The organism is Thiohalorhabdus sp. (genome assembly GCF_046545655.1).
Taxonomy (GTDB): Bacteria; Pseudomonadota; Gammaproteobacteria; order Thiohalorhabdales; family Thiohalorhabdaceae; genus Thiohalorhabdus.
The window spans coordinates 32,709-51,923 of the sequence record NZ_JBKGZG010000001.1 but is presented as its reverse complement, the minus strand read 5'-3'; the positions used below and the strand labels follow the sequence as shown (position 1 = coordinate 51,923).

18 protein-coding genes are annotated in these 19,215 nt (G+C 68.5%); 17 read left to right on the top strand and 1 reads right to left on the bottom strand.

The genetic code is table 11. The features are described from left to right. Window positions 1-74: 74 nt before the first annotated feature. Genes carA through greA form a run of 3 tightly spaced genes read left to right on the top strand, consistent with a single transcriptional unit; the run spans window position 75 to window position 5,014 of the window. Entirely contained in the window at window positions 75-1,247 is a 1,173-nt protein-coding gene (gene carA / locus ACLFRB_RS00265; protein WP_411066984.1) for a glutamine-hydrolyzing carbamoyl-phosphate synthase small subunit, read from the top strand. 51 nt (window positions 1,248-1,298) lie between these two features. Then, window positions 1,299-4,541 carry a carbamoyl-phosphate synthase large subunit gene (carB, locus tag ACLFRB_RS00260; RefSeq protein WP_411066983.1) on the top strand — a complete coding sequence of 1,081 codons (3,243 nt, stop codon included), beginning with the start codon at window positions 1,299-1,301 and terminating at the stop codon, window positions 4,539-4,541. Beyond that, window positions 4,538-5,014 carry a transcription elongation factor GreA gene (gene greA, locus ACLFRB_RS00255; protein WP_411066982.1) on the top strand — a complete coding sequence of 159 codons (477 nt, stop codon included), beginning with the start codon at window positions 4,538-4,540 and terminating at the stop codon, window positions 5,012-5,014. Before carB ends, greA begins: the two co-directional genes overlap by 4 nt. A gap of 15 nt (window positions 5,015-5,029) precedes the next feature. Here the strand turns inward: greA and yhbY are convergent, their stop codons facing one another. Then, window positions 5,030-5,326, bottom strand: a complete 297-nt coding sequence (yhbY, locus tag ACLFRB_RS00250) for a ribosome assembly RNA-binding protein YhbY (RefSeq protein WP_411066981.1) — start codon at window positions 5,324-5,326, stop codon at window positions 5,030-5,032. 11 nt (window positions 5,327-5,337) lie between these two features. On the opposite strand from yhbY, the gene ACLFRB_RS00245 reads away from it, so the two are divergent. The 14 genes from ACLFRB_RS00245 to nuoG all read left to right on the top strand — a co-directional run bounded on the left by ACLFRB_RS00245 (window position 5,338) and on the right by nuoG (window position 19,206). Continuing rightward, window positions 5,338-5,562 carry a hypothetical protein gene (locus ACLFRB_RS00245; RefSeq protein ID WP_411066980.1) on the top strand — a complete coding sequence of 75 codons (225 nt, stop codon included), beginning with the start codon at window positions 5,338-5,340 and terminating at the stop codon, window positions 5,560-5,562. Between the two features lie 45 nt (window positions 5,563-5,607). After that, a complete protein-coding gene (locus ACLFRB_RS00240; protein WP_411066979.1) occupies window positions 5,608-6,222 on the top strand; it encodes an RlmE family RNA methyltransferase in 615 nt (204 codons plus the stop codon). A 166-nt stretch (window positions 6,223-6,388) separates the two neighbouring features. Then, on the top strand, window positions 6,389-8,305 hold the full coding sequence (ftsH, locus tag ACLFRB_RS00235; RefSeq protein WP_411066978.1) for an ATP-dependent zinc metalloprotease FtsH: 1,917 nt from the start codon (window positions 6,389-6,391) through the stop codon (window positions 8,303-8,305). A 103-nt stretch (window positions 8,306-8,408) separates the two neighbouring features. Further along, on the top strand, window positions 8,409-9,248 hold the full coding sequence (folP, locus tag ACLFRB_RS00230; protein WP_411066977.1) for a dihydropteroate synthase: 840 nt from the start codon (window positions 8,409-8,411) through the stop codon (window positions 9,246-9,248). Between the two features lie 86 nt (window positions 9,249-9,334). Continuing rightward, on the top strand, window positions 9,335-10,696 hold the full coding sequence (gene glmM, locus ACLFRB_RS00225) for a phosphoglucosamine mutase (protein ID WP_411066976.1): 1,362 nt from the start codon (window positions 9,335-9,337) through the stop codon (window positions 10,694-10,696). 81 nt (window positions 10,697-10,777) lie between these two features. After that, window positions 10,778-11,542 (top strand): triose-phosphate isomerase, encoded by a 765-nt coding sequence (tpiA, locus tag ACLFRB_RS00220; protein WP_411066975.1) that lies wholly within the window; start codon window positions 10,778-10,780, stop codon window positions 11,540-11,542. Between the two features lie 42 nt (window positions 11,543-11,584). Continuing rightward, complete coding sequence (secG, locus tag ACLFRB_RS00215) at window positions 11,585-11,959, top strand: preprotein translocase subunit SecG (protein WP_411066974.1); 375 nt, start codon at window positions 11,585-11,587, stop codon at window positions 11,957-11,959. A gap of 302 nt (window positions 11,960-12,261) precedes the next feature. Continuing rightward, window positions 12,262-12,618 (top strand): NADH-quinone oxidoreductase subunit A, encoded by a 357-nt coding sequence (locus tag ACLFRB_RS00210; RefSeq protein ID WP_411066973.1) that lies wholly within the window; start codon window positions 12,262-12,264, stop codon window positions 12,616-12,618. Continuing rightward, window positions 12,609-13,088: a NuoB/complex I 20 kDa subunit family protein gene (locus ACLFRB_RS00205; protein WP_411066972.1), complete on the top strand. Its 480-nt coding sequence runs from the start codon at window positions 12,609-12,611 to the stop codon at window positions 13,086-13,088. The genes ACLFRB_RS00210 and ACLFRB_RS00205 overlap by 10 nt, the downstream gene beginning before the upstream one ends. 9 nt (window positions 13,089-13,097) lie before the next feature. After that, complete coding sequence (locus tag ACLFRB_RS00200; protein WP_411066971.1) at window positions 13,098-13,691, top strand: NADH-quinone oxidoreductase subunit C; 594 nt, start codon at window positions 13,098-13,100, stop codon at window positions 13,689-13,691. After that, window positions 13,684-14,937, top strand: a complete 1,254-nt coding sequence (locus tag ACLFRB_RS00195; protein ID WP_411066970.1) for an NADH-quinone oxidoreductase subunit D — start codon at window positions 13,684-13,686, stop codon at window positions 14,935-14,937. The genes ACLFRB_RS00200 and ACLFRB_RS00195 overlap by 8 nt, the downstream gene beginning before the upstream one ends. 3 nt (window positions 14,938-14,940) lie before the next feature. Continuing rightward, window positions 14,941-15,414: an NADH-quinone oxidoreductase subunit NuoE gene (gene nuoE, locus ACLFRB_RS00190; RefSeq protein WP_411066969.1), complete on the top strand. Its 474-nt coding sequence runs from the start codon at window positions 14,941-14,943 to the stop codon at window positions 15,412-15,414. Between the two features lie 25 nt (window positions 15,415-15,439). Further along, window positions 15,440-16,762 (top strand): NADH-quinone oxidoreductase subunit NuoF, encoded by a 1,323-nt coding sequence (gene nuoF, locus ACLFRB_RS00185; RefSeq protein ID WP_411066968.1) that lies wholly within the window; start codon window positions 15,440-15,442, stop codon window positions 16,760-16,762. Between the two features lie 89 nt (window positions 16,763-16,851). Next, window positions 16,852-19,206 carry an NADH-quinone oxidoreductase subunit NuoG gene (gene nuoG, locus ACLFRB_RS00180; RefSeq protein ID WP_411066967.1) on the top strand — a complete coding sequence of 785 codons (2,355 nt, stop codon included), beginning with the start codon at window positions 16,852-16,854 and terminating at the stop codon, window positions 19,204-19,206. Window positions 19,207-19,215: the final 9 nt, after the last annotated feature.

The following is a 19,215-nucleotide window of genomic DNA, read 5'->3' as shown; positions in this document are numbered from 1 at the left end:
TTTGTGTGTCCGGACGACGTGGGGCCTGCCCCCGTACTCCAGTTTTCCCGATCGTGACCTCCTTGGGGGATGTGGTGAGCGGACCAGCCGTCCTGGCCCTGGAAGACGGGACCATCTTCGAGGGGCGCTCCATCGGAGTGCCCGGCAAGCAGGTAGGGGAGGTGTGCTTCAACACCTCCATGACCGGTTATCAGGAGATCCTTACGGATCCCTCCTACGCCCGCCAGATCGTCACCCTGACCTACACCCACATCGGCAACGTGGGCGCCAATCCGGAGGACGACGAGAGCCGGGAGGTATTCGCCAGCGGCTTGGTGATCCGGGATCTGCCGGTGCAGACCAGCAGCTGGCGGGCCGCGGAAGGGCTTTCCGAGTACCTGCGGCGCAACGGCGTGGTGGCCATCGCCGGCCTCGACACCCGCAAGCTGGTCACCCATCTGCGGGATCGCGGCGCCATGCGCGGGGTGATCGCCGCCGGCGAGGAGCTGGACCCCGAGGCGCTGGCGGCGGAGGCCCGGGAGTTCCAGGGCCTCACCGGCCTGGACCTGGTGGAGGAGGTGACCACTCCGCACAGCTACACCTACACCCAGGGCACCTGGGAGCTGGACAACGGCGGGATGCCGGCGCCCCGGCAGCCCCAGGACCTGCCCTACCACGTGGTGGCCCTGGACTACGGCTGCAAGCGCAATATCCTGCGCCTTCTGGTGGAACGGGGGTGCCGCGTGACGGTCATGCCGGGCACCGCCACCGCCGCGGAGGTGCTGGCCGCGGAGCCCGACGGCGTCTTCCTGTCCAACGGTCCGGGGGACCCCGAGCCGGTGACCTACGCCGTGGAGACCCTGCGCGGTCTGCTGGACTCGGGCCTGCCCATCTTCGGCATCTGCCTGGGGCACCAGCTGCTGTGTCTGGCGGAGGGCGCCCGCTCGCGGAAGCTCAAGTTCGGCCATCGTGGCGGCAACCACCCGGTGAAGCACCACGCCTCCGGGCGGGTGGAGATCACCGCGCAGAACCACGGTTTCGCGGTGGACGCCGACACGCTCCCGGATAGCCTGGAGGTGACCCACACCTCCCTGTTCGATGGGACCCTGGAGGGCGTGCGCCACCGCAGCCGGCCGGCCTTCTCGGTGCAGTACCACCCCGAGGCCAGCCCGGGCCCCCACGACTCCCAGTACCTGTTCGACGAGTTTCTCGCCCGCATCCGCGAGAGACGCGGCGAAGAAGGGGCCGCCGCCCGTCGCGAGGCCTGAGCGGCCCGTCCATGCGCCCCTTTTACCCCCTTGACGCCGAGTTGCGCCCGAATGCCCAAACGCACCGACCTTGAATCCATCCTGATCATCGGCTCCGGGCCCATCGTCATCGGCCAGGCCTGCGAGTTCGATTATTCCGGGGCCCAGGCCTGCAAGGCCCTTCGCGAGGAGGGCTACCGGGTGATCCTGGTGAACTCCAACCCGGCCACCATCATGACCGACCCGGAGATGGCCGACGCCACCTACATCGAGCCCCTCAATTGGCGCTCGGTGGCGAAGGTGGTGGAGCGCGAGAAGCCCGATGCCATCTTGCCCACCATGGGCGGGCAGACCGGGCTGAACTGCGCCCTGGACCTGGACCGCTACGGGGTGCTGGCCGAGCACGGGGTGGAGCTCATCGGCGCCTCCAAGGAGGCCATCGACAAGGCGGAGGATCGCGATTCCTTCAAGCAGGCCATGGGGAAGATCGGCCTCGGGCTGCCGCGCTCGGCCTTCGCCCACTCCATGGAGGAGGCGCAGGAGGTGATGGAGTACGTGGGCTTCCCCACCATCATCCGCCCCTCCTTTACCATGGGCGGCTCCGGTGGCGGCATCGCCTACAACCGGGAGGAGTTCGACCACATGGTGGGGCTCGGCCTGGAGGCCAGCCCCACCAACGAGGTCCTCCTGGAGGAGTCCATCATCGGCTGGAAGGAGTACGAGATGGAGGTGGTCCGCGACCGGGCGGACAACTGCATCATCGTGTGCTCCATCGAGAACCTGGACCCCATGGGCGTGCACACCGGCGATTCCGTGACCGTGGCCCCGGCGCAGACCCTCACGGACAAGGAATACCAGGTCATGCGCGACGCCAGCCTCGCCGTGCTGCGCGAGATCGGCGTCGAGACCGGGGGCTCCAACGTGCAGTTCGCCGTGAACCCGGAGGATGGGCGCCTGGTCATCATCGAGATGAACCCGCGGGTGTCGCGCTCGTCGGCCCTGGCCTCCAAGGCCACCGGCTTCCCCATCGCCAAGATTGCCGCCAAGCTGGCGGTGGGCTACACCCTGGACGAGCTGCAGAACGACATCACCAAGGTGACCCCGGCGAGCTTCGAGCCGTCCATCGACTACGTGGTCACCAAGATCCCGCGCTTTACTTTCGAGAAGTTCGCCCAGGCGGACCGCACCCTGACCACCCAGATGAAGTCGGTGGGGGAGGTGATGGCCATCGGCCGCACCTTCCAGGAGTCCTTCCAGAAGGCGCTGCGCGGGCTGGAACAGGGCAGCTATGGCCTGGAGGAGCGCATCGCCGGCGAGGTGGAGGAGCCCGAGGAGATCCCCGAGCGCCTCGACCACTACCTGCGCAACCCGGGTCCGGACCGGCTCTGGTACATCGGCGACGCCTTCCGTCACGGCATGAGCCTGGAGGAGGTGTTCGACCGCACCTGGATCGACCGCTGGTTCCTGGCCCAGATCGAAGGAATCATCGAGGCCGAGAAGGGCCTCGCAGGCCTGACCCTGGAGGACCTGGACGCCGGGGCCTTGCGCGCCTACAAGCGCATGGGCTTCGCCGACCGGCGGCTGGCCGCACTGCTCGGCACCCGGGAGGCCTCGGTGCGCGCGCGAAGGGCCAAGCTGGGCGTACGTCCGGTGTTCAAGCGCGTGGACACCTGCGCCGGGGAGTTCGAGTCCTTCACCCCCTACCTCTACTCCAGCTACGAGGAGGAGTGCGAGGCCCGGCCCACCGACCGCGACAAGATCATGGTGCTGGGCTCGGGCCCGAACCGCATCGGCCAGGGCATCGAGTTCGACTACGCTTGCGTCCACGCCAGCCTCGCCATGCGCGAGGACGGCTACGAGACCATCATGGTCAACTGCAACCCGGAGACGGTGTCCACCGACTACGACACCAGCGACCGGCTGTACTTCGAGCCGTTGACCCTGGAGGACGTGCTGGCCATCGTGGAGGTGGAGCAGCCCACCGGCGTGATCGTGCAGTTCGGCGGGCAGACTCCCCTCAAGCTGGCCAACGACCTGGAGGCGGCGGGGGTGCCCATCATCGGAACCTCGCCGGACGCGATTGACCTGGCGGAGGACCGCGAGCGGTTCCAGAACCTCATCCACCGTCTGGGCCTCAAGCAGCCGCCCAACCGCATCGCCTTCACCCCCGGACAGGCCCGCGAGGCGGCCCGGGAGGTGGGCTACCCGCTGCTGGTGCGGCCCTCCTACGTGCTCGGCGGCCGGGCCATGGAGATCGTCTACTCGGAGGCCGACCTGGACCGCTACATGACCGAAGCGGTGCGGGTCTCCGAGGAGCACCCCGTGCTCCTGGATCGCTTCCTGGTGGAGGCGGACGAGCTGGACGTGGACGCGGTGGCCGACGGCGAGAAGGTGGTGGTCGGCGGCCTCATGGAACACATCGAGGAGGCGGGTGTCCACTCCGGGGACTCCGCCTGCTCCCTGCCGCCCCACGACATGTCCAGCGAGGTCCTGGAGGAGGTGCGGCGGCAGACCAAGATGCTGGCGCAGGCCCTGCACGTGGTGGGCCTGATCAATGTCCAGTTTGCCGTGCAGAACGGGACGGTTTACGTTTTGGAGGTGAACCCCCGGGCGGCCCGCACCGTGCCCTTCGTCTCCAAGGCCACGGCGCGGCCCCTGGCCAAGATCGCCGCGCGGGCCATGGCTGGCAAGACCCTGGCGGAGCAGGGGGTGGTGGGGGAGATCATTCCGCCCTTCTACTCCGTGAAGGAGTCGGTGTTCCCCTTCATCAAGTTCCCCGGCGTGGACACCCTGCTCGGCCCGGAAATGAAGTCCACGGGCGAGGTCATGGGTGTGGGCAAGACCTTCGGGGCGGCCTACGCCAAGGCCCAGAGCGGGGCCGGCGTGGTGCTCCCGGAGAAGGGGCGGGTGTTCGTCTCGGTGCGGGACGCCGACAAGGAAGGGCTCACCCCGGTGGTGCGGCGGCTGGCTAGCCTCGGCTTCGAGTTCGTGGCCACACGCGGCACGGCCGCCGCGCTGGAGGGCGCGGGGGTGGAGGTGGCGGTGGTCAACAAGGTCAAGGAAGGCCGCCCCCACATCGTCGACCGCATCAAGAACGGCGAGATCGACATGATCATCAACACGGCGAGCGGCAAGAGCGCCGTGGCGGACTCGTATTCCATTCGGCGCACCGCCCTGCAGCATGGGGTGACCTACTTCACCACTCTCGCCGGGGCCGAGGCCTCGGCCGCGGCCATCGCCCGGATGCGGGAGGGCCCCATGCAGGTGCGCAAGCTACAGGAACTGGCCCAGTTGCGAGAGGAAAAACCGGCATGAGCGAACAAGTTCCCATGACCAAGCAAGGGGCGCAGCAGCTCAAGGACGAGCTGCACCGGCTCAAGCACGAGGAGCGCCCCCGCGTGGTCGAGGCCATCGCCACCGCCCGGGAGCACGGCGATCTCTCCGAGAATGCCGAGTACGACGCCGCCAAGGAGCAGCAGGCCTTCGTCGAGGCCCGGATCCGGGAGCTCGAGGACAAGATCGCCCGCGCCCAGGTGATCGATCCCGCCGAGATCGACATGGAGACGGTGGCCTTCGGGGCGACGGTGACCTTGGTGGACGAAGAGTCCGGCAAGGAGGTGCAGTACCAGATCGTCGGCGACGACGAGGCCGACATCAAGCAGAACAAGATCAGCATCAACGCCCCCATCGCCCGGGCCCTGATCGGCCGGGGGGAGGGCGAGGTGGTGGACGTGCAGGCCCCGGGCGGGACCCGGTCCTACGAGATCGTGGAGATCGAGTACAAGTAGGCCCGGGCCGCCGGGTCAGGAGGGGGGCAGCTGGATGCCGGGGTCTTCGGCGGGGCGGTAGAGGACGGCGATGCGGCCGATCTCCTGGACCAGCTGGGCCCCGGTCCGGTCACAGAGGCTCCGGGCCAGCTCCCGCCGCTCTACCCGGTCGCCCTGCTGGAACCGCACCTTGATCAGCTCGTGGTGGGCCAGGGCATCCTCGGTGGCGGCCTCCACGGCCTCCGTCAGCCCGGCCTCGCCGAGCTGGATCACCGGGTGCAGGGAATGGGCCCTTTGCTTGAGAAAGCTGCGCTGCTTGTTCGTTAACGCCATGGATACCTCGTATGCCGGCTTCCGCACCTGACTCCCATGTCGAGCGCGCCTTCGCGCGGGTGAAGATCCAGGTGGCCGCCCTGCTGGTGGGGATGCCATTCTATTGGCTGGTGGTGGTAGTGCTCCTGACTGGGCCCGGTCGGGCCGCCGCCCTCGGTCTGTACGGCTTGGGCGCGGCGAGCTGGATCGTCTGGCAGACCCGGCGCGCCGTGCGGGGGCTTTCTGAAGGCGGTTAGGGTAGCAATTGCCCCTGGACTCCCCAACCCATTGAGGCTTTCCTGGTGGGAAAAGGCAATCGTTGGCAGCGCCGGCAGGCGGCCGACCCCTACGTGGCGGAGGCCCGCCGGGCCGGCTACCGGAGTCGGGCCGCCTTCAAGCTGATCCAGCTCGATGACCGCGACCGGTTTCTGGCGCCGGGGGCCGTCGTGGTGGACCTGGGGGCCGCCCCGGGCGGCTGGACCCAGGTGGCCGTGGAGCGGGTAGGGGCTTCCGGGCGGGTGGTCGGCATCGACCTGCTGCCCATGGATCCGGTGCCCGGGGCTGCGCTGCTGGAAGCGGACTTTGCCGCCGACCAGGGGCTGGAGGCCTTGCGCCGGGAAATCGCCGGGGCGGAGGTGGACGCGGTCCTATCGGACATGGCCCCGGAGCTCTCGGGCATCAAGGTGGCCGACCAGGCCCGGGCCATGGAGCTTTGTGAGCTGGCCCTGGAGCTGGCTCGCGAGACCCTGCGGCCCGGGGGTACCCTGGTCATGAAGGCCTTCCAGGGGGAGGGCTTCGAGGAGCTAATGCGCGCCCTGCGCGTCGAGTTCCGCTCCGTGGCGGCGCGCAAGCCGGACGCCTCGCGGGGCGAAAGTTCGGAGCAATATCTGGTCGCTCGTGGCTTTCATGGAAACTGAGCCGATGGGTAGCGGTCAGAGACAAGGAATGGCCTCGGGTGGCGAAGCCCCGGGGCGTTGCTGCAGCGCAGGCGTTGCATCCGGAAGGCGCCTGAACATAGAGTGAACGTGCGGCTGATTGACCAATGGGGGAGACTCCCCGCCGGCGATCGGACGAGGAGCGATTGTGAATAACCTTACGAAGAATATTGCCCTTTGGCTGGTTATCGGTCTGGTCCTGGTGATGGTGTTCCAGAGCTTCAGCCAGACCGAGCAGCCTGGTAACAAGGTGAGCTTCTCGGAGTTCATACACCAGGTGGAGGAGGGCAACGTCACCGAGGTGACCATTCAGGGCGAGCGTATCAGCGGCTCTCTTCTGGACGGGCAGCAGTTCTCCACCTACGCGCCCGGGGATTCCGACGTGGTGAAGACCCTGCGCGAAAATGAGGTCTCCATCACCGCCGAGCCGGAGGAGGAGACCTCCATGCTGGTCTCCATCCTCATCTCCTGGTTCCCCATGCTTCTGCTGATCGCCGTGTGGATCTTCTTCATGCGGCAGATGCAGGGCGGCGGCGCCGGTGGCCGGGGGGCCATGTCCTTCGGCAAGAGCAAGGCCAAGATGCTCACCGACGAGAGCAACAAGGTGCGCTTCGAGGACGTGGCCGGCATCGACGAGGCCAAGGAGGAGGTGGAGGAGCTCGTCGACTTCCTCAAGGAGCCTGAGAAGTTCCAGAAGCTCGGTGGCCACATCCCCAAGGGCGTGCTGTTCACCGGACCGCCCGGCTCGGGCAAGACCCTGCTTGGCAAGGCGGTGGCCGGCGAGGCGGGCGTGCCCTTTTTCTCCATCTCCGGTTCCGACTTCGTGGAGATGTTCGTGGGCGTGGGCGCGAGCCGCGTGCGCGACATGTTCGAGCAGGCCAAGAAGCAGGCGCCGTGCATCATCTTCATCGACGAGATCGACGCGGTGGGCCGGCAGCGCGGCGCCGGGCTCGGCGGCGGCCACGACGAGCGCGAGCAGACCCTGAACCAGCTGCTCGTGGAGATGGACGGCTTCGAGGGCACCGAGGGCGTCATTGTCATCGCCGCCACCAACCGGCCCGACGTGCTCGATCCGGCCCTGCTGCGTCCGGGCCGTTTCGACCGGCAGGTGACCGTGCCCCGGCCGGACGTGCGTGGCCGCGAGTTCATCCTCAAGGTGCACATGAAGAAGGTGCCGTTCGCCGACGACGTGGACCCCACCACCATCGCGCGGGGCACCCCGGGCTTCTCCGGTGCCGACCTGGAGAACCTGGTGAACGAGGCCGCCCTCATGGCCGCCCGCCGCGGGGCCCGGCTGGTGGAGATGCAGGACTTCGAGGCGGCCAAGGACAAGGTCCTGATGGGCCTGGAGCGCAAGTCCATCGTCCTCTCCGAAGAGCAGCGGCGGACCACGGCTTACCACGAGTCGGGGCACGCTCTGGTGGCTAAGCTGATCCCCGGGACCGATCCGGTGCACAAGGTCACCATCATCCCGCGCGGCCAGGCCATGGGCCTGACTATGCAGCTGCCCGACGAGGATCGGTACAACTACGAGCGCCAGGAGCTGCTCAACAACATCGCCATCCTCATGGGCGGGCGGATCGCCGAGCAGGTTTTCCTCGACCAGATGACCACCGGCGCCGGCAATGACATCGAGCGGGCCACCGAGATGGCGCGCAAGATGGTGACCGAGTGGGGCATGTCCGAGAAGCTCGGACCGCTCACCTACGGCGAGAAGGAGGAGGAGGTCTTCCTCGGCCGCGAGGTGACCCAGCACAAGAACATCTCCGAGACCACGGTCCAGGAGATCGACGCTGAGGTGCGGTCCATCATCGAGACCGAGTACAAGCGGGCCCGGCAGCTCATCGAGGACCATCGCGACACCCTCGAGAAGATGGCGGAAGCCCTGCTGGAATGGGAGACCCTCGACGCCCAGCAGATCAACGACATCATGGAAGGGCGCGATCCCCGGCCTCCCCAGGGCCCAGAGGGCGGCGGCCCGAGTCCGGAGCCGGAGCCCGAGCCGGCTGGCGACAGCGGCCGGCCCGTGGAGCCCACTGGGGGGCAGCCCGCGGAACAGCCCTAGTCGGGAGTAGCCAGCCCCTTTAGCGCGAACCGAAGCGCTCGGTTCGCGCTTTTTTGTGCCGTACCATGTTTCTCCTCTCGGGGAGACCAGCCAGGAGGTGGAGATGGCCAGGGAGCTGAACCTTGGAGGCGCCAGGCTGGATCTGGGCCGGCCCCGCATCATGGGGATTGTTAACGTCACCCCCGACTCCTTCAGCGACGGTGGCCGCTACGCCGACCGGGAGAGCGCCGCGGACCACGCCCGGGCCCTTGTGGAGGCGGGGGCGGACATCCTCGATGTGGGCGGTGAATCCACGCGCCCCGGGGCGCAGGAGGTGCCCGTGGCGGAGGAGCTGGGCCGGGTGATTCCCGTGGTGGAAGAGGTGGCCAAGCTCGGGGTGCCGGTCTCGGTGGACACCCGGAAGGCGCCCGTGATGCGCGAGGCCGTGGCCGCGGGGGCGCACCTGATCAACGACGTCTCCGCCCTGGAGCACGACCCCGACGCCCTGCCGACCGTGGCCGAGCTGGGGGTGCCGGTCTGCCTCATGCACATGCAGGGCACCCCCGAGAGCATGCAGGACGATCCCCGCTACGACGACGTGGTGGGGGAGGTCCGGGCGTATCTGGCTAGGCGGGCGGAGGATTGCAGGCGGGCCGGGGTGCATCCGGATAATATCCTTGTGGACCCCGGCATCGGCTTCGGCAAGACGGTGGACCATAACCTCGCCCTCATGCATTCCCTGTCCATGTTCGCCGAGCTGGGCCATCCCCTGCTGGTGGGGACCAGCCGCAAGTCCCTCGCCGGCAAGCTGTTCAACCGGGCGGTCCACCAGCGGCAGTATTTCGACGCGGCCCTGGTGGCCTGGTCCGTCAGCCACGGGGCAGACATCGTCCGGGTGCACGAGGTGGGGGCCATGTATGATGTGGTTCGCATGACGGAGGTCCTCATGCAGGGCCGGTCCTGAACGGGCGGGCCGGTGGCAGACCAAAAGGGGGCGGCCGCGCCCCGCAGAACGCCGCATGGGCGGCGGCGCAACGGCAGGAGGCAGGCTTGAGCGGAAAACGCACCTTGTTCGGAACCGACGGCGTACGGGGCCGGGTGGGCGAATGGCCCGTCACCCCGGACCAGGTCCTGAAGCTCGGCTGGGCGGCGGGGCGCGTCCTGGCCGGGGACAACGGCGACCACCCGCGGGTGGTGATCGGCAAGGACACCCGGGTGTCGGGGTATCTCCTGGAGTCGGCCCTGGAGGCCGGCCTCTCCGCGGCGGGCGTGGACGTCCTCCTCATCGGCCCCATGCCCACTCCCGGCATCGCCTATCTGACCCGCGCCCTGCGGGCCGACGCCGGGGTGGTGATCTCCGCCTCCCACAACCCCTTCGCCGACAACGGCATCAAGCTGTTCGGCCCCGAGGGGTGCAAGCTCGCCGACGGGGTGGAAGCGGCCATCGAGGCCCGGATGGCGGACCCCCTGCTCACGGCGGAGCCGGCGCGGCTGGGCAAGGCCACCCGCGTGGACGACGCCGCGGGTCGCTACATCGAGTTCTGCAAGCACACCTTCCCCAAGGAGCTGACCCTGGAGGGCATGCGGTTGGTGGTGGACTGCGCCCACGGCGCCACCTACCGCGTGGCGCCCCAGGTCTTCCGCGAGCTCGGGGCCGAGGTGATCGAAGTGGGCACCCGTCCCGACGGGTTCAACATCAACGATGGGGTGGGCTCCACCCGGCCGGAGGCCATGGCCGAGCAGGTGGTCGCCCACGGCGCGGACGCGGGGATGGCCTTCGACGGCGACGGCGACCGGGTGGTGTTCGCCGACTCCCGCGGCCGCATCGTGGACGGCGACGGGGTCCTCTACCTGGCCGCCCTGGAGATGCAGAAGCGCGGCGAGCTCAACGGCGGGGTGGTGGGCACCATCATGTCCAACCTGGGGCTCGAGCAGGCCCTGGCCGCGGCCGGGATCCCATTCGAGCGCGCGGCGGTGGGCGACCGCCATGTGTTCCAGCTGCTGCAGGATCGGGGATGGATCCTGGGCGGCGAGCCTTCGGGGCACGTCATGTGCCTCACCCGCAACACCACCGGGGACGGCATCGTCACCGCCCTGATGGTGCTCGCCGAACTGGTGCATTCCGGGAAGTCCCTGGAGGCGGCGGTGGGGGATCTGTCCTATTGCCCCCAGGCCCAGGTAAGCGTCCGTCTGAACGAGCAGCGCGAGGTGGATGACCTCCCCGCGGTGGCCGAGGTCATCCGCGAGGTGGAGGCGGAGCTCGGTGACGAGGGCCGTGTGGTGGTGCGGAACTCGGGTACGGAGCCCAAGGTCCGGGTAATGGTGGAAGGCCGCGAGGAGGCCGGAACCCGGGCCCTGGCGGAGCGCATCGCCGAGGTGGTGCGCTCCGAGGTGGGTGCGGGCGGCTCCTGAGGTCCCGCCACCGCGTTGACCGTCTCCCCCCGCGCGGATAAGATGCCCGGTTTTCCGCTGGATCCACCTAAGGAGGGAGGCATGCGCCAGCCGCTAGTGGTCGGCAACTGGAAGATGAACGGACGCCTCGGCGAGGCCGAGGAGCTGGCCCGGGCTATCGCCGGGGCCGAGGTGGACTGGGAGCACGTGTCCTCCGGGATCTGCCCGCCTTTCCCGTTGATCGACCGGGTGGCCAGCGCGGTGCAGGACTCCCCGGTGGCCTGGGGCGCCCAGAACCTCCACCAGGAGGACAGCGGCGCCTTCACCGGCGAGGTGGCCGGCCCCCTGCTCAAGGACCTGGGCTGCACCTACGTCATCGTGGGCCATTCGGAGCGCCGGGACTACTTCGGCGAGAGCAACGAGCTGGTCGCCGAGAAGTTCTTCGCCGCCAAGCGCAACGGCCTGATTCCCATTCTCTGCGTGGGCGAAACCGAGGCGGAGCGTGACGCCGGCAAGGCCGGGGAGGTGGTGCGCGAGCAGGTCCAGGCCGTCCTGGGCGACGGCAAGGAGGACGTCTTCCGGGACGCCGTGATCGCCTACGAGCCGGTGTGGGCCATCGGCACCGGGCGCACCGCCACGCCCGAGCAGGCCCAGGAGATGCACGCCCTGATCCGCGGCCTGGTCAAGGAGGCCTACCCCATCACCGGCCAGTCCCTCAAGATCCTCTACGGCGGCTCCATGAAGGCCGCCTCCGCGCCGGAGCTGATGGCCCAGGAGGACATCGATGGCGGCCTGATCGGCGGGGCCTCCCTCAAGGCGGACGAATTCATCGGCATCCTGCGAGCGGCGGTGGCCTCCGACCTGTAAGCCACCCCGGTCTCGCCTTCTCACAACCAAGCGGGAGCCCGCATGGTCACGTTTCTGTGGATCCTACACATCCTCGTCGCCATCGCGTTGATCGTGGTGGTCTTGATGCAGCCCGGTCAGGCCGGCGGAATGGGGACGGCCTTCGGGGGCGGAGGCTCCCAGTCCTTGTTCGGAAGCCAGGGGTCCACCGGCTTCCTGGGGCGCCTGACGGCGGTTCTCGGCACCGCCTTTTTCCTCTTGTCGCTCACCCTGGCAATCGTCTCCACGGGCGGGGACGAGAGCCTCCTGGAGCAGCCGGAAGGGGAGCCCGAGCAGAAGGAGTCCGAACCCGCGCCACCGACGGATTCCGCACCGCCCGACGAGCCCGAGGCCCCGCCTGTCCCCGGGACCACGCCGGGGCAGGGAGGCGGCGACTAGCGACGGCGGGGAGCCGTCTTCCGGAGGGTCAGTCGGGGCACCCCCGGAACGTACAGCGCCGACCCGTGGCGACCGTCCTTTCCGCAGGGAATGGGCGGTCTTTTTTTGGGCAATTGGAACCGGATGTGGCCGGGATTTTGCGGCGGGAAACGCGGGTGTCGCCATTTCTTGACAGGGGGAGGGGCACCCCATAGACTCCGCTTGGCTTACCAGCCGACGGACTGGCCGCGGGCCCGCGCCGACCCTCGTGAGGGAGGGGCGGGGCTTCCGATCCCTCCACCTGAGCCGGGTAAGGAACGCTGATGCTGGAACAGTATCTGCCCATCCTCGTTTTTCTGGTGCTCGCCCTCTTGATCGGGGTCGTCGCGCTCGCCATCAACCGCCTGGCGGCGCCGCGAAACCCGGACCCCGAAAAGCTGTCCCCCTATGAGAGCGGTTTCGAGGCCTTCGAGGACGCGCGCATGCGCTTCGATGTGCGCTATTACCTGGTGGCCATCCTGTTCATCATCTTCGACCTCGAGATCGCCTTCCTCTTCCCGTGGAGCGTGGTCCTCGATGAGATGGGCGCCACCGGCTACGTCGCGATGGCGATCTTCCTGGGCATCCTGGTGATCGGCTTCGTGTACGAGTGGAAAAAAGGAGCCTTGGAATGGGAGTAGAAGGGGCGCTTGAGAAGGGCGTGGTCACCACCACGGCCGACCAGCTCGTGAACTGGACCCGCACCGGCTCGCTCTGGCCCATGACCTTCGGCCTAGCCTGTTGTGCAGTGGAGATGATGCACACCGGGGCCTCCCGCTACGACATGGACCGTTTGGGCGTGATCTTCCGGCCGAGCCCGCGCCAGTCCGACGTGATGATCATCGCCGGCACCTTGGTCAACAAGATGGCACCGGCCCTGCGCAAGGTCTACGACCAGATGACCGAACCGCGCTGGGTGATCTCCATGGGCAGTTGCTCCAACGGCGGCGGCTACTACCACTACAGCTACTCCGTGGTCCGCGGCAGCGACCGTATCGTCCCCGTGGATATCTACGTGGCGGGCTGCCCGCCCACCGCGGAATCCCTGCTGTACGGGATCATCCAGCTGCAGAAGAAGATCAAGCGGACCAACACCATCGCCCGCCAGTAGAGGTTCGCCATGGCGCTTACCCAGCAAACCATTGAGGAGCCCCTGCGCGCCCGCTTCGGCGACGCCATCCTGGGCGTCGAGGAGTACCTCGGACAGTGGACGGTGGAGGTGGCTCCGCAATCCGTCCGCGAGGTGTGCCAGCACCTGCGCGATGACGCGACCTTCGCCTGCGAGCAGCTCGTCGATGTCTGCGGGGTGGATTACCTCGAATACTACGACTACCCCGAGGACGCCCCCCGCTTCGCCGCGGTCTACCACCTCCTGTCCCTGAGCCACAACCAGCGGCTGCGCCTGCGGGCCCGGGTCCCTGAGGACCGTCCCGTGGTGCCTTCGGTGGTGGATGTCTGGGCCAGCGCCAATTGGTTCGAGCGGGAGGCCTTCGACATGTACGGGATCATCTTCGAGGGCCACCCCGACCTGCGGCGGATCCTCACCGATTACGGCTTCGCCGGCCATCCCTTCCGCAAGGACTTCCCCCTGGAGGGCCACGTGGAGATGCGCTACGACCCCGATCGGCAGCGGGTGGTGTACCAGCCGGTGACCATCGAGGAGCGCAACCTGGTGCCGCGCACCCATTGGCAGGAGGCCGAGGAAGATGGCTGAGATCCGCAACTACACCCTCAACTTCGGCCCCCAGCATCCGGCCGCCCACGGGGTGCTGCGGCTGGTCCTGGAGCTCGACGGCGAGGTGGTGCAGCGGGCGGATCCCCACATCGGCCTGCTGCACCGCGGCACCGAGAAGCTTGCCGAGCACAAGACCTACATGCAGGCCCTGCCGTATTTCGACCGCCTGGACTACGTTTCCATGCTCTCCAACGAGCACGCCTTCTGCCTGGCGATCGAGAAGCTGCGGGGCATCGAGGTGCCGGAGCGGGCGCAGTATATCCGGGTCATGTTCGACGAGATCACCCGGATCCTGAACCACCTCATGTGGCTCGGCGCCCACGCCATGGATATCGGCGCCATGACCATGTTCCTGTACTGCTTCCGGGACCGGGAATACCTCATGGACGCCTACGAGGCGGCCAGCGGAGCGCGTCTGCACGCCAACTACTACCGCCCGGGCGGGGTGAACCGGGACCTCCCGGACGCCATGCCCAAGTACCAGCCCTCCAAGTGGCATTCGGAGAAGGACGTCAAGGAGATGAACCAGTACCGGGAGGGCTCCCTCCTGGACTTCATCGACGCCTTCACCGAGTTCTTCCCGCAGAGCATCGACGATTTCGAGACCCTCCTCACCGACAACCGCATCTGGAAGCAGCGCACGGTGGGGGTGGGCGTGGTCTCCCCGGAGCGGGCGAAGCAGCTTGGCTTCAGCGGCCCCATGCTGCGGGGCTCGGGCATCGAGTGGGACCTGCGCAAGAAGCAGCCGTACGCCGTGTACGATCGCATGGACTTCCGCGTCCCGGTGGGGCGGACCGGTGACACCTACGACCGCTACCTCGTCCGCGTGGAGGAGATGCGCGAGTCGGTGAAGATCATCAAGCAGTGCGTGGACTGGCTGCGCGAGAACCCCGGCCCGGTGAAGAGCGACGACTACAAGGTGTCCCCGCCGCCGCGCGCGGAGATGAAGCAGTCCATGGAGGCCCTCATCCATCACTTCAAGCTGTTCACCGAGGGCTTCCACATCCCGCCGGGAGAGACCTACCAGGCGGTGGAGCACCCCAAGGGCGAGTTCGGGGTCTATCTGGTCTCCGACGGCGCCAACAAGCCCTACCGGGTGAAGATCCGGGCGGCCGGCTTCCCGCACTTGGCCTCCATGGACGAGATGGCCCGCGGCCACATGCTCGCGGACGTGGTGACCATCCTCGGGAGCCAGGACATCGTGTTCGGTGAGATCGACAGGTAAGCCATGCAACTCTCCGAGTCCGTTCGCAACAAGATCGATGAGGCGCGGGCCCAGTACCCCGCGGAGCAGAACCGCTCGGCGCTGATCTGGGCCCTCCACGCCGCGCAGGACGAATACGGGTGGCTGGACGAGCCGACCCTGGAGGCCATCGCCGAGTACCTGGAGCTGGAGCCCATCAAGGTCTACGAGGCGGCCACCTTCTACGACATGTTCAACCGCTCCCCGGTGGGCCGGCACCAGATCAAGGTGTGCACCAACCTCTCCTGCATGCTCTGCGGGTCCGACGGCATCGTCGACCACCTGCGCGGCCAGCTGGGGATCGACTTCGGGGAGACCACGGAGGACGGGCGTTTCACCCTCACCGAGGTGGAATGCCTGGGGGCCTGCGGCGGGGCCCCGGTGGTCTGGATCGGCAAGGACTACTACGAGGACGTCTCCCCCGAGCGGATGGACGAGATCCTCGCCAGCCTCGACTAGAGCCGAAGGCGAACGGGAAAGAGCAATGCCCGAATATCCGAAGGACTACACCCTCGTCACCCTGGCCGGAACGGACCGGGCCGACTCCCACACTCTGCAGGCCTACCGGGACAACGGCGGCTACACCGCCGTTCAGAAGGTGCTGCAGGACGGCATGACCCGGGACGACGTGGTCGCCGAGGTCAAGCGCTCCGGGCTGCGCGGGCGCGGGGGCGCCGGCTTCCCCACCGGTCTGAAGTGGTCGTTCATGCCGGCGGACACGCCGCAGCCCAAGTACCTCGCCTGCAACGCCGACGAAGCGGAGCCCGGCACCTTCAAGGACCGGGACATCATGCGCTACAACCCGCACATGCTCATCGAGGGCATGATCATCGGCGGGTTCGCCATCGACGCCACCGTGGGCTACGTCTACATCCGCGGCGAGTTCTGGGAGCCCTACGTCCGGGTCCAGGAGGCCATCGACGAGGCCTACGAGGCGGGCTACCTGGGCAAGGACATCCTGGGCTCCGGGGTGGACTTCGACCTCTACGTCCACCGGGGCGGCGGCGCCTACATCGCCGGGGAGGAGACGGCGATGCTGGAGTCCATCGAGGGCAAGAAGGCCATGCCCCGCTTCAAGCCGCCGTTCCCAGCCAACCACGGCATCTACGGCCGGCCCACCACGGTGAACAACGTGGAGACCCTGGCCTCCGTGCCCGCCATCATCAACAACGGCGGCGACTGGTTCCAGTCCCTGGGCACTCCCGATTCCGGTGGCACCAAGATCTTCGCGGTTTCGGGTCACGTGAACCGGCCGGGCAACTACGAGGTGCCCATGGGTACGCCCTTCTCGGAGCTCCTGGAGCTCGCCGGCGGGGTGCGCAACGGCCACAAGCTCAAGGCGGTGATCCCGGGCGGCCCGTCCGTGCCCATGGTGCCCGGCGAGGTGATCATGGACGCCAACATGGACTACGAGTCCCTGGGCCAGGCAGGGACCATGCTCGGCGCGGGCTCGGTGATCGTCATGGACGAGACCACCTGCATCGTCCGGGCGGTAGAGCGGGTGGCCAAGTTCTTCTTCCACGAGTCCTGCGGCCAGTGCACGCCGTGCCGGGAGGGGGCTGGCTGGCTCTACCGGGTGGTGCACCGCATCGAGCACGGCCAAGGACGGCCGGAGGACCTGGAGCTTCTCGAGGATATCGGATCCCGGATCGAGGGGCGCACCATCTGCGCCTTCGGCGATGCCGAGGTGGCTCCGGTGGTCAGCTCCCTCAAGCATTTCCGCGACGAATACGAGTACCACATCGCCAACAAGCGCTGCATGGTGGCCGCGGCGGCCCCCGCCGGCAAGGTGGCCGAGGCGGGCTGAGGGTCCCAACGGGCTTGGTGCCCCGCCGGGCAGCGGTCGGCGGGGGGGTATCGGCAAAGGCACGGCCTCACCGAGAAGGGTAGGGTTCAATGGCCGAGATCTACATAAACGGCGAGCCGCACACCGTCGACGACGGGCAGATGATCATCGAGGTCACTGACCAGCTGGGCATCGATGTGCCCCGCTTCTGCTACCACCGCAAGCTGTCGGTGGCGGCCAACTGCCGGATGTGTCTGGTGGAGGTGGAGAAGATGCGCAAGCCGGTGCCGGCCTGCGCCACGCCCATCTCCGACGGCATGCACATCCACACCCATTCGGAGACGGCCGTGGACGCGCGCCGCGGGGTGATGGAGTTCCTGCTCATCAACCACCCGCTGGACTGCCCCATCTGCGACCAGGGCGGCGAGTGCGACCTGCAGGATCTCGCCATGGCCCACGGCTCGGGCCATTCGCGCTACCAGGAAGAGAAGCGCGCGGTGGAGGACGAGGACCTCGGTCCCCTCATCGAGACCGAGATGACCCGCTGCATCCACTGCACCCGGTGTGTGCGCTTCGGCCAGGAGGTGGCTGGACAGATGGAGCTCGGGGCGGCCTTCCGCGGCGAGCACATGGAGATCGGCACCTACGTGGGAAGCACGGTGGAGTCCGAGCTCTCCGGCAACATGATCGATCTCTGCCCGGTGGGGGCGCTCACCTCCAAGCCGTACCGCTTCACCGCGCGGGTGTGGGAGATGAAGCGCCACGAGACCGTGTGCCCCCACTGCTCGGTGGGCTGCAACATGGAGATCGAGGAGGTGCGGGGCCAGGTGAAGCGCGCCCTGCCGGTAGTGAACGAGGCGGTCAACGAGGAGTGGATCTGCGACAAGGGCCGCTTCTCCTACGAGGCCGTGGAGCACGGGCGGGTTACCGCCCCCATGATCCGCCGGGAAGGCGAGTGGCAGGAGGCCTCCTGGGAGGCGGCCTTCGATGCGGCACTGCGCGGCCTACGCGCGGTGGGCAAGGACCTCGCCGCCGTGGTGGCGCCCACCGCCACCCTGGAGGAGCAGTGGCTCACCCAGCACCTGGTGCGGGGGGTTGGCGCCACGGAGGTGGACCATCGCCAGCACTGGACCGACGGCGACTTCGATACCCATATCGCCGACGCCACCCCCTTGCTGGGGCAGACGCTGGAGGAGCTGGAGGCGGTGGACGCGGCCCTGGTCATCGGCGGCAACCCCCGCAAGGACCAGCCCCTGGCCAACCACCGGCTGCACAAGGCCGCCAAGAAGGGCGCCGAGATCTCCACCCTGAACCCCGTGGCCTATTCGGAGAACTTCCGCCATCTGGACCACCTGGTGCACGCCCCCGGCGCCGAATCGCCGGCGGTGGCCGCCCTGGCCGCGGCCGTAGCCCGTGCCGCCGAAAAGTCCGCCCCGGCCGACACGGGCGCGGAGGAGGCCGGGCTGGAGCAGCAGGCCCTGGAGCGGGTGGCCCGCTCCCTGCACGAAGGGGAACGGGTGGCGGTTCTGGTGGGCACCCAGGCCCAGGAGCACCCGCAGGCCGCGGAGATCATCGCCCTGGCACGCCGCCTCGCCGACTTGGCTGGGGCCCGCTTTGGCTACCTGGCGCCCTACGCCAACAGCGTGGGGGCGTGGGCCATGGGCTGCGTTCCGCACCAGGGTCCCGGCGGCGACGGCGTCCGCCAGGGACGTCCCGCCACGTCCTTCCTTGGCGAGGAGGGCCGCAAGGGCTATTTGGTGGTCGGCGCCGACCCGCTGGTTGAGGCCGGGGATCCAGCGGCCGCGCGGCGGGCCCTCGACGGGGCGGAATTCCGCCTGGTGATCACCAGTCACTGGTCGGCCACGGCGGAGCACGCCGACGTGGTGCTGCCCGCGGCCGCCCCCCCGGAGAACGAGGGAACCTATCTGTCCGGGGAGGGCCGGCTGCAGGCCATGCGTCCGGCGGCCAAGCCCGCCGGCGAGGCCCGGCCGGCCTGGAAGGTCCTGCGGGTCCTCGCCCACAGCCTGGGGGTGCCCGGGAGCGAGTTCGTGGAGGTGGACGAGATCCGTACCCACGCGGAGGCCGCGGTGGCCCGGGCCGGCATCACCTTGGGCGGGTCCCCGGCGGAGGTGGCCTACGAGCCCGAGCCCCAGGCCGTCGGCGGGGAGGGGCTGTGGCGGATCCCCAGCCGGCACATCTACCACGACGACCTGTTCGTCCGGCACGCTCCGGCCCTCCAGGAGCAGTTCGGCGGCCTGCGGGCCTTCCTGCACCCCGACACCGCCGCCGAGCTCGGCCTCCGGGAGTTCGCCGAGGCGCACTTCGCCGGGGACGGGGGAGCGGTCTGGCTTCCGGTGCATCTGGACGAAGGGGTCCCCCGCGGGGCGACGTGGATTCCGGCTGGGGAGGATTCCGCCCCGCTGGGTCCCATCTACGGGCGAGTGCGGGTGGAAACGAACAAGTAGCCACCGGGG